Raw genomic sequence first — 14,942 nt, 5'->3', positions numbered from 1 at the left:
TTTGTGCGCGCTCCAGGATTGCCGGTCTTGTCTCGCGGCTCACGCCGCGGCAAACCCGGGTGGCTCCCAACAACCCCCTCTCTTCCCGAAAACTAAGGACTTAGCTGCGCTAAGCCCAAGTTTTCGCTTTCTCCCCCGCCAAGGGGGAGAGTCCCGACTGATACTCAGGCGCAAGTGGAAGGCACGGATCATCTCCCCCTTGGCGGGGGAGAAAGCAAAATCTTAGGTTTAGCCGTTTGGCTAAGCCTTAGATTTTGCAAGAGAGGGGGTTTTGGAGGGCACGACGGCTCGGCCGCCCCATCATTGACGAATCGACCCTCACCCCGCCATCTTCAACCTGTGCGTGGCCCATCGCCGAACCTCCCAGGACCTTCCCCAGCATGGTCTCGAACGGAGGCAAAGGGACTTCAGTCTCGGGTCGCTGTCATTGGTCTCATTCCGTTTCGGATGCCGTTGCTGGGGAACTCGTCCGGGACGCGAAAGGCCTGACAAATGACGCAAAACCAGAACTTCAAGCGCCGCGTGCGCAGCCGCGCCAAAAAGACCGGCGAATCCTACACCGCCGCTCTGCGGCACGTTCGTGCCAGCTCCCCGCCAGACGCCATGGCCCGCTCGGTTCGCCTGGCCGTGGCGCAGACGACGCTGTGCGATGATCCGCGCGACGCCGTGGCCCTGCGCGCCAGCGGCGAAGCGCTGCGGCGCCTGATGCAGCAGGCGGCCGAGGCCGGTGCGCGGATCGTTCACTTCGGCGAAGGCGCGATCTGCTCGCCCAATAAGCGCATCTTGTCGTCCACCGGGCCAGACGAGATCGGGCCAGCCGATTGGGATCGCTGCGACTGGGGCGTGTTCAACGAGGAGCTAGAGCGGACCCGCGGCTACGCTCGTGAGCTCGGCATCTGGGTGGTGTTTGGTGCAGTGCATCGGCTGTCGTCGCCGCACCGGCCGCATAACAGCCTCTACATCGTTTCCGATCGTGGCGAGCTGGTCACGCGCTACGACGAGCGCCTGCTCTCCAACACCAAGATCTCCTTCATGTATGCCCCGGGGTCGATCCCGATGACGTTCGAGGTCGATGGGATCAGTTTCGGCTGCGCACTCGGCATGGAGACGCATTTCCCCGAAATCTTCACCGAGTACGAGCGGCTTGACGTCGATTGCGTGCTGTTCTCGAGCACCGGGGACGGACTTCCCCATGGCGGTGGCGCGTTCGCGGCCGAGGCGCAAGGGCACGCGGCCAGCAATAGCTACTGGGTCAGCTTCGCGGTTCTCGCCAAGCACAGCCTGAGCGCGCCTGCCGGTATTGTCGGCCCCAATGGTCGATGGGTGGCTCAGTGCCCGGCGGACGAAACACCGGCGGTCGCGCTGGCCGACATCACCACTGATCCGGCCGACCCGTCGCGTCCATGGCGGCGGACGGCCCGGGCCGGACTCTATGAACCGCATTTTGTCGCCGGCGATCCGCGCAGCGACGGCCGCAACAGCTTCTAGCAGAGAGAAACCGGCAGCCCCTCTCTCCGCGGGGAGAGGGGTAAGCGGAAGCTCTCAGTGCACCCGGATGTTCTTGAACTGCCAGGGGTCGTCGCGGTCGAGGTCTTCACTGAACAGCTGGCCGCGACCCTCCAGCGGCGTCCAGTCGGTATAGACCCCCACCACATCGCCGAGATAGGGCCTGGCGATCTGCATCACCTCGTCATAGCCGAGATCGTCCGGCTCCAGGATGCCTGAGTTTGGGTGCTGCGCCGCCCACACGGCGCCGGCCAGCACGCCCGCCGCCACCTGCAGGCTCGTGGCATTGTTGTGCGGCACCAGCGCCCGTGCCTGGGCGATGCTGAGCCGCGAGCCGAACCAGTAGGCGCCTTTGCAGTTGCCCATCAGCAGCACGCCCAGCTCGTCCATGCCGCAGGTGATCTCATCGCGGATGATGCGCCGCGTGCGCTGCGCCGACCAGTTGCTGCCGGCGAGCTCATGCAGTGACAGCACGGCATCGTCGCACGGGTAATAGGCGTAGTGGACGGTCGGTCGATAGGCGACTTCGCCGTCTTCCCAGATCGTCAGGTGGTCGCTGATCGAGATCGACTCGCCGTGCGTGATCAGGAAGCCGTGATAGGCGCCCTCGAGCGGCGTCCAGCTGCGCACCCGCGTCGCGGCGCCCGGCTGGTTGAGATAGATCGAGGAATCGCAGCCATTGCCATGGCGCGAAGCGTCGGTCGGCCAATGCTGCTCGTGCGTGCCCCAGCCCAGTTCGGCCGGCTGCAGCGCTTCGCCGATGAACCCCGCCACCGACCAGGTGTTGACGAACTCGCCGCGCTGCTTGCGTCGGCCGGTGACCTGCGTGTCGCGCTCGGCGATATGGATGGTCTTGATATCGAGCCGGCGCGCCAGTGCCGCCCAGTCGATCGCTTCCGTCGGCGACAGTTGCAGACCGTTCTCGGCGGCGATGCGTAACAGGCCCTGCTTGACGAAAATCGAGGCGAGACCTGGGTTGGCGCCCATGGTCAGCACGGCGGTCGGGCCGGTCGGATATTTCTGCCGCAGCGCCAGCGCCGCTTCGCGTAGCGCATAGTTCGAGCGTTGCGCCGGCGGGCGTGACGGATCGACATAGCCGCCCGGCCAGGGCTCAAGGCACATATCGAGATAGAGCGAACCGTTCTGCTGGCAGAGCTCGATCAGCGCGGTGCTGGAGATCCCGACCGACAGGTTGAGCAGCAGGGTGCCCTTGGTGAGCAGCGGGCCGAGCAGCACCCGGTAATTCTCCGGCGTCACCGCCTCGACCACCAGCTTGGCATTCGACTCGCGGGCGATTTCCGCGCCATTCGCGTCAGCCGCGAAGATCGTGATCGGTTCGTCTGGCAGGTCAAGATGACGGATGAGCAGGGGCAGGACGGCTTGTCCAATACTACCGAACCCGAGCATGACGATCTGGCCCGGAAGTCGCGCGTGCTTTGTATAGGCCGTCATGGTGATCGACTCTTTTCACGGTGCCGCGTCACAGCCGCATCAGCTAAACACCGCCGGTAAGAGGATTGTTCCCACGCTGCGCAGTTCTACGGAACCATGCCGGCAGCGCGAGGTTGAGGGAATGGAGATGGACGCAAAGGAGAAGAACAATGAGAACCCTACCCATCCTTGCCGCCATCATGGCCTTGAGCATCGGACCAGCGGTGGCCCAGGACAACAACGCGAACCCTGGCGCTCCTGGCCAGGATCGTGTTTGCCTGGTCACCACAGGCACGCCCAACAGCTTCAACGATGTCGATGTGACCGGCACCAAGTGGCTGCCGCGCAAGGCCGCCGAGGCGCAGGCCAAGAAGGATCCCAGCAGGGAGCGGGTGTTCGACTACACCAGCGATCCGCTGGTGACTGGCGGTCGATACGCGTCGGCGGAAGAGCTGTGCAACACGCACTTTGACAAGTGACGATCAGTCCCGGGCCCGGTGCCCGGGACTTCTCCCCTCAAATCAGGCGGGTTGAAAGCGGACGGAGATATCGATCCGCGAGCGCCGCACCACTGTGCAGCTGAGTGTTTCCCCGGGCTGCAGCTCGAGGTCGAACGAGGAAGGCACGTTGGCTGCCCTGTTGACACGCAGCGTCGCGCCGGCGCGCGAGCCGTTATGCACCTCGCAGGCAAGGCGCGTTCCAAGTTTGTCGAGGATGATCTGGGCGCGGCGAACCTGTCGTTTCGCCGAAAACCAAGCTTCAGTCATTGGCAAGTCAGTCCCTCATAGTCGGGTCGGCTGATCGGGATGGCGGCACCGCATGGGTTGCGGCGGAGATGGACTTGCGGTGCCGCCACGCTTGGAGCGCCGTTCGGCGCTCGCGCCCGACCCTGGGGGCAGGGAGGGCAATCCAAGGCTAGCATTCGACGTCTGATGTGCCGCTGAGGCGCCGTCTCAGCGAAATTGCAGGTTCCAGCACGCCTCAAAGTACTGGCGTAGTAATGGCAACGGGAGCAGCCCGTTCTGGAGGGTTGCGGCTCGCTGGGGCGGGGTGGCGGCATCGTGGGCTAGCGGATGGGGGCGCGCGATGCCGCCGGGTTGGAAGGTGCCTTTCGGCACCGCCCCGGCGGTGTGTGCAACTGCCAGGACACCTCTCACCTAGCAGGCACATGCTGATGCGCGCCTGAGTTCGAATTTCAGGGAAATTACAGCTGAGCTTCGTTACAATTGCACATTATGCGCACCTTCACTCCCATCCTCGCCCTGCTGCTGGCCGCCGCTCTGGCTGCCCCGGTCCTTGCCGACCCCGGTAACGGCGATGGCAATGGTGGTGGCGGCAATGGCGGCGGCAACGCCGGCGGCCAGGGGAGCGAGAATTCCGGTAACCCCAATGCCGGCAGCGGCAACAACAGCGGCAATTCCAGTGGCAACGCCAGTGCGAATGCCGGCAACCAGCTCACCAGGGTTCCCAAGGACGAGAACGTCGCGCGCGAGGCGGTGAAGAAGCGCGAGGTGCTGTCGCTGGCGACCGTCACGGCGCTCGTCGGCGAGAGCACCAAGGGCCGGGTGCTCGATGTGGAACTGGTGCGGCTTGCGGGCGTATATCTCTACGAGGTCACCGTGCTCGAGCCCGATGGCCGCCTGCACAAGCTCTACTACAATGCGCGCTCCGGAGCGCTGGTGGACCACTGATGCGCATTCTCATCGCCGAAGATGACCAACGCATCGCCCAGCCGCTGAGCATGGCGCTCACCAGTGCCGGCTTCGTGGTCGAAATCGAGACCGACGGCGAGGTCGCCTGGTATCGCGGCGATACCGAGGAATTCGAGACCGTGATCCTCGACCTGGGCCTGCCGACGCTCGACGGTCTCACCATCCTCAAGCGCTGGCGCAGTGCCGATCGGAACTCTCCTGTCCTGGTGCTGACCGCGCGCGGTCGCTGGGAGGAGAAAGTCGAAGCCATCGAGGCCGGCGCTGACGACTACGTGGTCAAGCCCTGCCGCGTCGAGGAAGTGCTGGCTCGGGTTCGCGCCATCATCCGCCGCTCCAACGGGCTGGCCTCCTCGCGCATCAACTTCGGCGACTACGTGTTCGACGCGAGGCAGATGCAGGTGAGCAAGGATGGCGTGCCGATCGAGCTGACGCCACTCGAGTTCCGGCTGCTGTCGCAACTGCTGCACAGCCGTGGCCGCGTGCTGTCGCAGATCGAGCTGACCGATCACCTCTACAGCCAGGACAGCGACCGCGATCCCAACTCGATCGAGCAGTTGGTCGGCCGGCTGCGGCGGCGCCTGGGACCAGGAATCATCGAGACGCGACGTGGATACGGCTACGTGCTGCCCGGTGACGAGGGGTGAAGCTGCACTCGCTGCGGCTCCGGCTGCTGGCAGGCGCCGGCCTGTGGATCCTCGTGGCGCTGCTGCTCGCCGGCGTCGCTATCGTCTCGATTTTCGCGGCCACGGTCGAGCGCGACCAGCGTGAGGATCTGCTCGCCAGCCTCGACCGCGTGCTGAGCGGCATCGACTCGGAGGTCTCCCTCGCTGACCTGAGCCCCCGCCTCAGCGATCCCCGTTACACCGCCCCGGCGGGAGGTCTTTACTGGCAGGTCGTCGACCTCGATAGCGGCGAGCTGGGCCAGTCGCGGTCACTCTGGGACACCGAGATCCGGGCGCCGGAGCCGGCAACTGCCGGGGAGCCGACCTTTGCCCACGTACCGGGGCCGCAGGGCCAGATGCTGAGCATCGCGACACAGGATGTGCTGATCGACGCCGCCACGGGGCCACGGCGTCTGCGGGTCAGTGTCGCCGAGGACCTGAGTCTCAGGGGGCACGATCTCCGGCGCTTCGCCACCGACATTGCGACGGCGCTCCTCGCGGTCGGGGCGGCGCTGGTGTTCGCCGCCTGGCTGCAGGTCTATCTCGGGCTGCGCCCGCTGCAGGCCCTGCAGCGCGCCGTCGAGGACGTGGTGCAGGGACGGACCAGGCGGCTGGACGGACCCTATCCGGAGGAGGTCGGCCCGGTGGTGCACGAGGTGAATGCGCTGCTGACCAGCCACGAGCGTGCCATCCAGTTCGCCCGTACCCGCGCCGACGATCTGGCGCATGGGCTGAAGACCCCGCTGGCCGTGCTGACGGCGACCGCCGGGCGCCTCCGAGCCGAGGGCGACACCGGCAATGCCGAGGTGCTGGAGCTGCTCAGCGAGGAGATGGCGGAGCGGATCGACTACCAGTTGCGGCTGGCGCAACTGCGGATGCGCAGCGCCGAGCACGTGCTCACTGCCTCGCTCGACCACGTGCTGCTGCGCAGTGTCACGGTGATGCGCAAGGCTGGTCGGGGGCCCGAGCTGTTCTGGAAGCTCGATGCCCACCCGGCCAGCGTCGACATGGACCCCCATGATCTGATGGAACTGGTGGGGGTGCTGCTCGAGAACGCCGCCAAATGGGCGCGCACCGAAGTCGAGGTGGTCTGCCGGCCGGGCGGCGAGCTGGCCGAGTTCATCATCCGCGACGATGGCCCGGGGCTGTCGGACGAAGATATCGGCAAACTCGGCAAACGCGGTGGGCGTCTCGATGAGGAGCGATCGGGCACCGGCTTCGGCATCTCGATCGCGCGCGAAATCCTTGAACTCAACGGCGGTACCCTGAGTATCGGCCGTTCCAAAGCCGGCGGGCTCGAGGCCACGGTGCGCATCCCGCCCGCGCCGGCAACCTAGCCCCGGAGGTCCGGCGCGGGACTTGGCCCGCGCCGTGCCGGTTTCTCGGTCAGTTCGCCGCGACGACGATGCCCGGCGAGTAGACGACCGTTCGCCCTTCCAGCTCAACGAAGTAGAGGCGGTCGTTGGTGTAGAAGTAGGCGTGGTCGGGGTCGCCATCGATCACGTGCAGCTCGATGGTGTCTGGCACCACATAGCCGACGTCGATATCGCCTTCGATGATGATCGGTTCGGTCGGGTTGAGGCGCGCATACTCGATGGAGGTATCGGCGACCGCACTCGCGCCGATCACCGCGCCGGTAAAGCCGCCGATGACTGCGCCGATCGGGCCGAAGATCAGGCCGCCGGCAATGGCGCCGCTGACGCCGCCTGCCGTACCGCCGACCGCGGCGCCGGCATCGCTCTGCGCGAGCACCGTACCGCTACCAAGGGTGAACACTGCCAGGGTGGCCAGGATCAGTTTCTTCATTTTTGCAATCCTTCTTCTTGTCTCCGCCGCCAAAGGGGGAAGTCCCCGTGGCTCGATCGGTTCCAAAGAGAAGTTCACCGGCGTAACCCGGGCGAAGCGCCATGCGAGGCACTCCGCCCGGTCGCTGCGTCAGGCCGCTTCAGCGGTGCCCGGATCGACCACCACCCGGATCTGGGTGATCTTGTTGGCCGGAAAACCGCTGAGTTCGGCGTGGCGCCGGATGTCTTCCGGATCTTCGGCCAGATAGACGCAATAGGTCATATCGTCGGCGAAGTAGGAATGCACCCACTGTACCCGCGGCGCGAGCTTGGCCAGGGCCTCGTTCGAGACTTTGGCCGCCTCGCGGTGCTCCTCGGCCGAGAGCTTGCCGACACCGGGGATCATGCGTTCAATCACATAGCGTTTCATTCTCAGTTCTCCTCAGTTGGTGGCTGCGACGGTCGCGTCGCAGGAGACATTGGGGTTCATGTCGGCGAAGGTGCCGGTGGGGTTGGCGCGCCAGGCCCAGACATGCAGCTCGTAGAAGGGCGGCAGGCCATAGCGGTTGGGCGCGTTGGTGAAGCTGAACAGGTGCCCGTCGAGATTGGCCGGGCCCTTGGTGGTGATGTATTCGACCGCCACCAGCTGCATGCTGCCATCGGCCTGCGGCTCGTACATCACCGCTTCGGGCTTACCGATATCGACGACGCCGTCCTCGATCAGTGCGCCGTTGACGTAGTGGATGCCCATGGCGCCACCCTCGACACCCGAGACACAGGGGATCGGGGCATAGCCTTCGGCGGTTGCGACGCTCACATCGGCGAAGCGGGCGTTGATCTCGCGCACCTTGTTGGCGAGCGGGTTGTCGGGCGAAACGCCGGCGGCATGGTCGTGCGCCAGGGACGGCTGGGCGATGACTGCCGCCGCAAGCATGCACGTTGCGAGCAAGGCTCGCCTGCTGGCGTCGTGCGCCAGACGGGGGAGAGTGAAGTTCATTTGTCTTGGGTCCTGAACAGATTGTGGTGATGCCCCCCTGCCTCGGCGACGCATGGCGCCCCGCCGGTAGGGTCTTTTGAAACGTCCAGCCTCAGGATTGTTGCCGCCCCGGATCGGGGCGAACCACCAGGGTCTCGGCCACCGGGTAGAACTCTTCTCCCGGTATGCCGGCACGCCTCGCATGTTCGCGGATGGCTTCGCCATCGGTCGCCTCGTACACGCAGAATGTGCCGAGGCGGCCATCCGGCTCGTGCACCGCGTAGCTGCGGATCCAGCTGACGCGACCCTGCATCTCATCATTGGCGATGCGGTCGCAGACCTGGCTGACCTGCTCGATATCGGGCATGGCAACCCAGGCGCTGGGGCGACGGACGACATAGAGTTGCATTTCAATCCTCATGCGCTGCAGCCGCCCGGGCGGGAGGCTGCGGAACGGGGATTGCAATAGGCGGACCGGGGCTGACTGTCCTTACCGCGACCTGATCAGACGCTGATCATTTGCCGATGCTCGCTTCGCGGCGCAGCGATAGGGCGGCTTCGACCAGGCGCGGCGAGCCGATGCGGCGGGCCGTCATCTCGGCCGCGCCGAGCTCGGCTTCGGCTCCCGGCCGGTCGCCTGCAACGAGGTAGCCCTCCGCCAGCTCGAGCCGCACGCGGGCGGCGTGATAATCGACCTTGGCGCTGGTCCAGAGCTGGCGGGCGAGGATGCGCAGCTGCGTCGCCCTGAGGTCGCCCGTCGGCAGCAGGGCAGCCCGCGTCTCGGCGAGCATGGCGCGGATGGCGGGTTGCGGCCAGCGCTCCTCGCTGTCCGTGAGCTCCGCCAGGTAACCCTCGGCGCGCGCCGCGTCGCCGGACTTGGCGGCGATGCGCGCCGCATTGACCAGCAGCACGCCACGGCGCTGCAGGTGGAACCAGCCGCGCCCCTGCATCGTCCGGTCGAGCGCCGTCAGCGCCGCCGCGGCGTCGCCCTGCTCGAACAGCCGAACCGCGTGGCCCGGCTCGGCATCCCAGCCCAGCCCATAGGCCATGGCATAGTCCGTGTCGGCGGTGGCGAAATCGCCCAGCATGGCGGCAACGTCGCCGCGCACGCGATATCCATCGCCCAGCGACCAGGATTCCTCCTCGATCAGTTTGGGCAAGGCCCGGCTGATCGAGTCGAACGCTTCGATCAGCGTGCCGCGGGCGCCCAGGATCTCTGCACGATGCAGGTTGCACGAGCCGGGGCGCTCGGCAAAGCTGGCATCGCACCAGCTATCAAAGCCATCGCTCCATTGCAGTGCGCGCTCCCAATCGGCAAAGGTCCGGCACGTCCACAGGATGTTGCAATAGACCAGGCTCCCGGTGATCGGGTCGACATGGCTGGAGAGCGCGATGGCGGCGGCATGGTTCTGCAACCTGCTGCCTTCCTCGACCTGGCCCAGCGACATCTGGAAAAAGCCCTTATAGACCAGCGTCAGCGCCTCGAGGCCCGGGTCGCCCGCGCTGGCCCCGAGCTCGGCTGCCCTGCAGGCGAGCTGCAAGGCGTCTTCCGGCCGGCCGCCGGAGGCCGCAAGGCGCGATTGCATCCACAATAGGTGCGCCCGCACGCCGGCATTGTCCGAGTCGGCGAGGATGGTGTCGGCCCGTTTGAGCCAGCCTTGCGCTGCGGCGCTCGAGCCGCGTTCGAGTTCCACCCGGGCAACCGTTGTTGCAGTCCGCGCTGCCCTGTCGTTCCGTCCGGCCGCCAGGTGCGCCTCGATCGCCCGCTGCAGCGCCGGCAATGCGGCGACGGCATGGCCGCGGCATTCGTCGGCGAGCGCCCAGAGCTCGAGGTCTTCGGCATCGAGCGGGTCGGTCGTTGCGGCCTCGGCAAACAGGCGGGTGGCCGTGACCCAATCGTATCTGCTCACGGCTGCGCGGGCCGCCGCCAACCGTCCTCCCGCCGCGGCGGATGACTTCGGCGCCGCCACCGCAAACTCTGGCGCGTCGAGCGCAAAACGATAGCCATGGCGGGCAAAATTGCGCAGCGCCTCGCCGACCCCACCTTCCGCTAAAACGCGCCGCGCCAGGCTCGCGGCGCGCTGCAGTGATGACTCGGTTACGGTGACATTGGGCCACAGCGCGTCCAGAAGCTCGTCCTTGGGCACCACGCGCCCGGCATTCCGAACCAGATAGGCGAGCAGATCGAAAACCCGCGGCTGGATGTGCTGCGCCTGGCCGCGCAACATCAGCGCACGGGCTTCCTCGTCGAGGACGAAGGGACCAAAGGTCAGCTGCATAGACGTCTACCCCGGCGTGGCACAGCGGCCGCCCTCGCCGCGTAGACCAGGCCGCCGCTTCTTCCACCTCGCGACTGAACGTATGATGAATTTTCGACTGAACGTATGATGAATTTTGAGGTGCCGGTGGCAGGCAATCAGACGACTTTTGTGGCGGGGCGTATTTCGTGTAACGTTTGCCCGTGCAGCCCAACCGAGCTTCGACTTGATGCACTACCCTCGCGTCGCCCGGCGCATCAGAACCGTGGTGGCCCGAGTCTGGCGCCGGGTCTCGCTGTCGCAGCGCTTTTTCCTCGTGGCTCTGACCGTTGTGCTTGCGGCGATGCTGGCGCTGGGCAACTGGACCAACGCCTATATCAGCCAGAGCATCACCCGAGGGGTGGCCGAGACGGCCGCGGCGAGTTTCGAGGCGTTGATGGCTCAAAGTCTCGACGGCGCGCTGTCGGCAGCCGACAGCCAGTCCGCGTTCCAAGCCGTGTTCAAGGTGGCCAACAGTGCCGACAGCACGCGGCTGCTGCAGATCCGTGTGCGGGACGCAGACGGTCGGGTGGCCTTCGAATCCCTCGGTGGGCTGGAGGACGAGGCATCGGCAGTCGGTCTGTCCGAGGCCGCGGGCGGCATGGTGACTGCGCATGTGGTCGATCTGCCACTGCGCTCTGTCGGGGATCTGCCCAGGTCGACCTTGCCGATCCTCAAGATCTACACGCCGCTGCGGCGTGACGGTGATCGGGTGGCCGCCATCGCCGAGCTCTACTTCAGCGCCAGGACGGTTCGTGAACTGCAGGCGCAGGCGCGCTCCGACGTGTGGATCATCGTGGCGGTCATCGGCATGGTGTCGGTTGGCGCCCTGGCGCTGCTGGTGGATGTGACGGGCCGCATCATCACCGGACAGCGCCAGCGGCTGGCTGCCAACCTCATCGCCACGCGGGCGCTGCTCAAGGAAAATGTCGCGCTGCAGCTCGCCTCGGAGAAACTGCGTGTCGACTCCGGCCTCGCCAATGAGCATGTGCTGGCCCAGGTGGGGTCCGACATTCATGACGGTCCGGTGCAACTGCTGACCCTGCTGATCCTGAAGCTGACCGGGACGCGGGGTAGCGCAGCGAGCGATCAGGCTGCCGCAGAGGCCAAGCTGGCGAGCGAGGCCCTCGAAGATCTGCGCGGCATTTCCGCCGGGCTCGTGCTGCCCGAGCTGGCGAAGCTCAGCATCTCCGAGACCATCGCCTTGGCGATAAGCCGTCACGAGAACCTGACCGGCACGCTGGTCCGGCACGAGCTGAATCTCGCCAACGACGTCGAGGTGCCGATCACCGTCAGGATCTGCGCCTATCGGGTGGTGCAGGAGGCTTTGAACAATGCCTACCGGCACGGCGGCGGCGAGGACCAGAGGGTTCGGGCCAGCGTCGACGCCGGCTGGCTTCGCCTCGAGGTCACCAACAGCACGACCATTCGCCGACCCGGCACCTCGTCGGCCAACCAGGTGGGCCTCAGGGCGATGCGCTTTCGCGTCGAGTCGCAGGGCGGCAGCCTGTCGGTCGACATCGATGCCGACCAGGCCAGGGTTGGCGCCCACATTCCAGTTGGCAGAGTGGTCTAGTCGTTCTCGTCCGGGGCTAAGCCGTCGATGTTGTATGGCGAGCCCAGGCGCTTTGCTGCCAGCACAACCTCGAGGCGGCTTTTCACCTTCAGCTTGGTCATCAGGTTGGTCATGTAGTGCTTGACGGTTTTCTCCGTCAGGCCCAGCGCCCGCGCGATTTCCTTGTTGGTCTTGGCCTCGAACAGCCCTTGCAGCAACTGTTGCTCCCTGGCGCTCAGCTTCGCGGCCGGACGCTCGCGTTCGCGCCGCGCGCGGTTACGGAAGCCGCCGATCAGCATCGGAGAGAAATCGGGCGAAACGAACAGGCCGCCACTCTTTACCGTTTCGATAGCCGCAAACAGGTCCTCGGACGGGCGACCCTTCAAAACGAAAGCGTGTGCCCCGGCATCGAGGGCACGCAGCGCCATGTCGACATCGGCATAGGCGGTGAAAATAACCACTCTGGTGGCGGGACAGCGTTCGGCGATCGAACGGATGGCCGAGAACACGTCGCCCGGCATGCTCAGGTCGAGCGTCATGATGTCGGGACGGCCCGATGCGGCCAACTCCACGGCCCCATCGGCCGAGGAGGCCGTGCCCGCGATGGTGTAGCGAGGATCGTCGGCGAACAGCGAAGCGATGCCGGCCAGCAGGGTCGGATGATCATCCACGAAGGCGATGCTGGTTGGCTGGCTGTCCGGCGCTGAGCGATCGGCAGCGTCACTCACTGGGTGTGTTGCCATTTCCGCCACCATTGCCGTTGCCATTGCCATTACCACCGGCATTGCTGTTGCCGTTGCCCCCGGCGTTGCTGTTGCCGCCTGCGTTGCCGTTACCGCCGGCATTGCCATTTCCATTGCCCCCGGCGCTACCACCGGCATTGTCGTTCCCCCCGGAACTGCCGTTTCCATTGCCGCCGGCATTGCCATTGCCACCGGAACTGCCGTTGCCGTTCCCGCCGGCATTGCTGTTGCCATTGCCGCCGGAATTACCGTTGCCATTGCCGCCGGAATTACCGTTGCCATTGCCGCCGGAATTACCGTTGCCATTGCCGCCGGAACTGCCGTTGCCGTTGCCACCGGAACTGCCGTTACCGTTCCCGCCGGCATTGCCGTTGCCATTGCCACCGGCATTACCGTTGCCGTTGCCGCCGGCGCTGCTGTTGACGTTCTCGTTTCCGCCGCTGTTCCGGCCGTTGCCGGCTTCCAGCAGCGCCGCCCCTGCCGTGGCCTCGGCAAGCGTGACGCCGGCGGGTACAGTCTGCTCTTGTCCCGTCAGCAGGTCGACCACCGTCGCCTTGCCCAGGTCCACGATCACCTCGCCGGTGTCGCCGGCAACGATCAGACGGCTATGTCCCATCCCCACAACCACTGTCATCTTCGGCGTCTTCAGCATGAGGCGCTGATTTGACGGGATGCGGGCGTCGACGCTTACCGTTCCGGCATATTGGGTGATGAGGGTAAGGTTGTGGGTGGCCTGGTCGACCTGCAGCGCGGTGTTGGGCCCGAGCTTGAGCGTGATCTCGCCCCGCACCAGCTCGGCCTCGGCCCCCTGCAGCGTTCGAACCGGAATCCCGTCGAGCACCTGCGAGCGTGCCGGCAGCTCGGCCCATTGATCGCCATTCATCGACAGCACTGTGCCGCTGACCGCTACGGCAACCCACTTTGCCCCGGCAGCGATGGCAGGCCAGCTCAGCAACAGGCCGAGCGCGGCGATCACACAGGAAAGATGAGCAAGGCGTCGGCGTCCGGATGGGCCGGATGAATATGGCTGCCGATGGTCCTTAGTCAGCAGTTCGGTCACCTTGTGGTCTCGTAGTCGTGACGATGAGCAGACAATGCTCTGCGCGGAGGGTCGAAATATTTGTCTTGTTGGTCTGCCGCAAAATAGCGTCACGGACCAAGAGAACACCAGCATTAACCTTAGCGTGGAATCGGGGGGTAACCGATGGCGACCTTGGTCCCTAGCGCTCCGTCCGGGTATTGGCTCGTGGTCCGTCTCCCGCTTCTCGGGCCTAATAGTGGATTTTGCGGCGAGTAGGGTCTGCTTACCTCACCCGTATCCCGAGCATTCAATGGCGACCTCGGTCCATATTCCAGGTATTAAGAAGGTCCATCTACAGTCGTTCGAAGTAGTAATTGCTAATTATGTCTTAATTCCCGTTGCGGCCGGGACCTGGGGCAGACTTAGAGCATGCCGCGCTCCGACGCGGCCAATGGGGGATATCGAATGGCCGCGATCACCAAGGGCATTGTCACGTCGTTCGGAAACACGCCTCAGGCGGTAGACGACGTCTTCAACGCTACGGCGCTGGCGCTTGGCATCGGTTCGAGCGGCCCCTTCACTCCCATCCTCATCGACGTGATGGCCAACGACAAGGCGGGCGGCGCAAAGACGCTTTACTCGCTTGACAATGGGACGAGCGACGGCGGGATCCGCCCGACCGATCTGCTGACGCAGGATATGGGGCGCACTGCCGCCACCAGCACCGACACCAGCGCCAACGGCGCCCGGATATGGATTACCGCCGACGGCCAGGTCAGCTATGACGCGAGCACCCTGAGTGCGGCCAAGCTCTTGCAGATCCAGGGGCTCGGAGCAGGGGAGTACTTCACCGATACGTTCACCTATGCCATCCGCATGGCCAACGGCACGCTGAGCTGGGCGACGGCGCAGATCAAGATTGCCGGCGTTAACGATGCCGCGACGATCACCGGCACCTCCACAGGCAGCACGGTTGAAGATACTGCCGGCCAGACGCAGGCCCAGGGAACGCTTGCTGTCGACGACCTCGATGTTGGCCAGAACGTCTTCCAGGCGCCCGCGGCGGCCAGCCTCAACGGCACCTACGGCACTTTCACCTTCAACGCGCTGAGCGGGCAGTGGACCTACAACCTCGACCACGACAAGGCCAACCACCTCTATGGTGGCGAGATAGTCCACGACACCCTGGTGGTGAAGTCGCTGGACGGAACGGCAAGCCGGACGATCGATATCACTGTTACCGGCACCAACGATG

General features: G+C 65.5%; 16 protein-coding genes. 7 read left to right on the top strand and 9 right to left on the bottom strand.

All coding sequences use genetic code 11. The annotated features are described in order from the left end of the window. Nucleotides 1-492 precede the first annotated feature (492 nt). Nucleotides 493-1,488, top strand: a complete 996-nt coding sequence (locus ACSQ23_RS00080; protein WP_436089326.1) for a carbon-nitrogen hydrolase family protein — start codon at nt 493-495, stop codon at nt 1,486-1,488. 54 nt (nt 1,489-1,542) lie between these two features. On the opposite strand, the gene ACSQ23_RS00075 is transcribed toward ACSQ23_RS00080, so the two are convergent. After that, complete coding sequence (locus ACSQ23_RS00075; RefSeq protein WP_055887457.1) at nt 1,543-2,958, bottom strand: homospermidine synthase; 1,416 nt, start codon at nt 2,956-2,958, stop codon at nt 1,543-1,545. Nucleotides 2,959-3,107: 149 nt separating this feature from the next. On the opposite strand from ACSQ23_RS00075, the gene ACSQ23_RS00070 reads away from it, so the two are divergent. After that, on the top strand, nt 3,108-3,416 hold the full coding sequence (locus ACSQ23_RS00070) for a hypothetical protein (RefSeq protein ID WP_056002424.1): 309 nt from the start codon (nt 3,108-3,110) through the stop codon (nt 3,414-3,416). A gap of 42 nt (nt 3,417-3,458) precedes the next feature. Here ACSQ23_RS00070 and ACSQ23_RS00065 read toward each other — a convergent pair whose 3' ends face one another. Further along, nucleotides 3,459-3,704, bottom strand: coding sequence for a hypothetical protein (locus tag ACSQ23_RS00065; RefSeq protein WP_055887451.1), 246 nt, complete (start codon nt 3,702-3,704; stop codon nt 3,459-3,461). A gap of 468 nt (nt 3,705-4,172) precedes the next feature. Between ACSQ23_RS00065 and ACSQ23_RS00060 the strand changes: the two genes are divergently transcribed. From ACSQ23_RS00060 to ACSQ23_RS00050, 3 genes are read left to right on the top strand one after another with little or no spacing between them, the layout of a single operon-like run. Further along, nucleotides 4,173-4,628, top strand: coding sequence for a PepSY domain-containing protein (locus ACSQ23_RS00060; RefSeq protein WP_055887448.1), 456 nt, complete (start codon nt 4,173-4,175; stop codon nt 4,626-4,628). Then, complete coding sequence (locus ACSQ23_RS00055) at nt 4,628-5,293, top strand: response regulator transcription factor (RefSeq protein WP_055887444.1); 666 nt, start codon at nt 4,628-4,630, stop codon at nt 5,291-5,293. The genes ACSQ23_RS00060 and ACSQ23_RS00055 overlap by 1 nt, the downstream gene beginning before the upstream one ends. After that, nucleotides 5,290-6,648, top strand: coding sequence for an ATP-binding protein (locus ACSQ23_RS00050; RefSeq protein WP_436089325.1), 1,359 nt, complete (start codon nt 5,290-5,292; stop codon nt 6,646-6,648). The genes ACSQ23_RS00055 and ACSQ23_RS00050 overlap by 4 nt, the downstream gene beginning before the upstream one ends. A gap of 49 nt (nt 6,649-6,697) precedes the next feature. Here ACSQ23_RS00050 and ACSQ23_RS00045 read toward each other — a convergent pair whose 3' ends face one another. The 5 genes from ACSQ23_RS00045 to ACSQ23_RS00025 form a co-directional block, all read right to left on the bottom strand. Further along, nucleotides 6,698-7,117 (bottom strand): DUF1236 domain-containing protein, encoded by a 420-nt coding sequence (locus tag ACSQ23_RS00045; protein ID WP_055887437.1) that lies wholly within the window; start codon nt 7,115-7,117, stop codon nt 6,698-6,700. Between the two features lie 129 nt (nt 7,118-7,246). Beyond that, nucleotides 7,247-7,525, bottom strand: a complete 279-nt coding sequence (locus tag ACSQ23_RS00040) for a DUF4242 domain-containing protein (RefSeq protein WP_055887434.1) — start codon at nt 7,523-7,525, stop codon at nt 7,247-7,249. Nucleotides 7,526-7,537: 12 nt separating this feature from the next. Then, on the bottom strand, nt 7,538-8,029 hold the full coding sequence (locus ACSQ23_RS00035; RefSeq protein ID WP_436090551.1) for a hypothetical protein: 492 nt from the start codon (nt 8,027-8,029) through the stop codon (nt 7,538-7,540). A gap of 154 nt (nt 8,030-8,183) precedes the next feature. Then, nucleotides 8,184-8,480: a nickel-binding protein gene (locus ACSQ23_RS00030; RefSeq protein WP_055887428.1), complete on the bottom strand. Its 297-nt coding sequence runs from the start codon at nt 8,478-8,480 to the stop codon at nt 8,184-8,186. Between the two features lie 106 nt (nt 8,481-8,586). Beyond that, nucleotides 8,587-10,350, bottom strand: coding sequence for a winged helix-turn-helix domain-containing protein (locus ACSQ23_RS00025; RefSeq protein WP_436089324.1), 1,764 nt, complete (start codon nt 10,348-10,350; stop codon nt 8,587-8,589). Nucleotides 10,351-10,558: 208 nt separating this feature from the next. Between ACSQ23_RS00025 and ACSQ23_RS00020 the strand changes: the two genes are divergently transcribed. Further along, complete coding sequence (locus tag ACSQ23_RS00020) at nt 10,559-11,944, top strand: sensor histidine kinase (protein ID WP_436089323.1); 1,386 nt, start codon at nt 10,559-10,561, stop codon at nt 11,942-11,944. On the opposite strand, the gene ACSQ23_RS00015 is transcribed toward ACSQ23_RS00020, so the two are convergent. Both ACSQ23_RS00015 and ACSQ23_RS00010 read right to left on the bottom strand, forming a co-directional pair. Continuing rightward, nucleotides 11,941-12,651, bottom strand: a complete 711-nt coding sequence (locus tag ACSQ23_RS00015) for a response regulator (protein ID WP_055887421.1) — start codon at nt 12,649-12,651, stop codon at nt 11,941-11,943. The two genes, ACSQ23_RS00020 and ACSQ23_RS00015, sit on opposite strands and share 4 nt — an antisense overlap. Next, nucleotides 12,644-13,726, bottom strand: coding sequence for a hypothetical protein (locus ACSQ23_RS00010; protein ID WP_436089322.1), 1,083 nt, complete (start codon nt 13,724-13,726; stop codon nt 12,644-12,646). The genes ACSQ23_RS00015 and ACSQ23_RS00010 overlap by 8 nt, the downstream gene beginning before the upstream one ends. Nucleotides 13,727-14,152: 426 nt before the next feature. On the opposite strand from ACSQ23_RS00010, the gene ACSQ23_RS00005 reads away from it, so the two are divergent. Then, a partial coding sequence (locus ACSQ23_RS00005) for a VCBS domain-containing protein (protein ID WP_436089321.1) occupies nt 14,153-14,942 on the top strand: 790 nt, incomplete at its 3' end.

This window comes from Devosia sp. LjRoot16 (assembly GCF_964252795.1).
In the GTDB taxonomy this organism is placed as follows: domain Bacteria; phylum Pseudomonadota; class Alphaproteobacteria; order Rhizobiales; family Devosiaceae; genus Devosia_A.
This window is presented reverse-complemented; position numbering and strand designations above follow the sequence as displayed.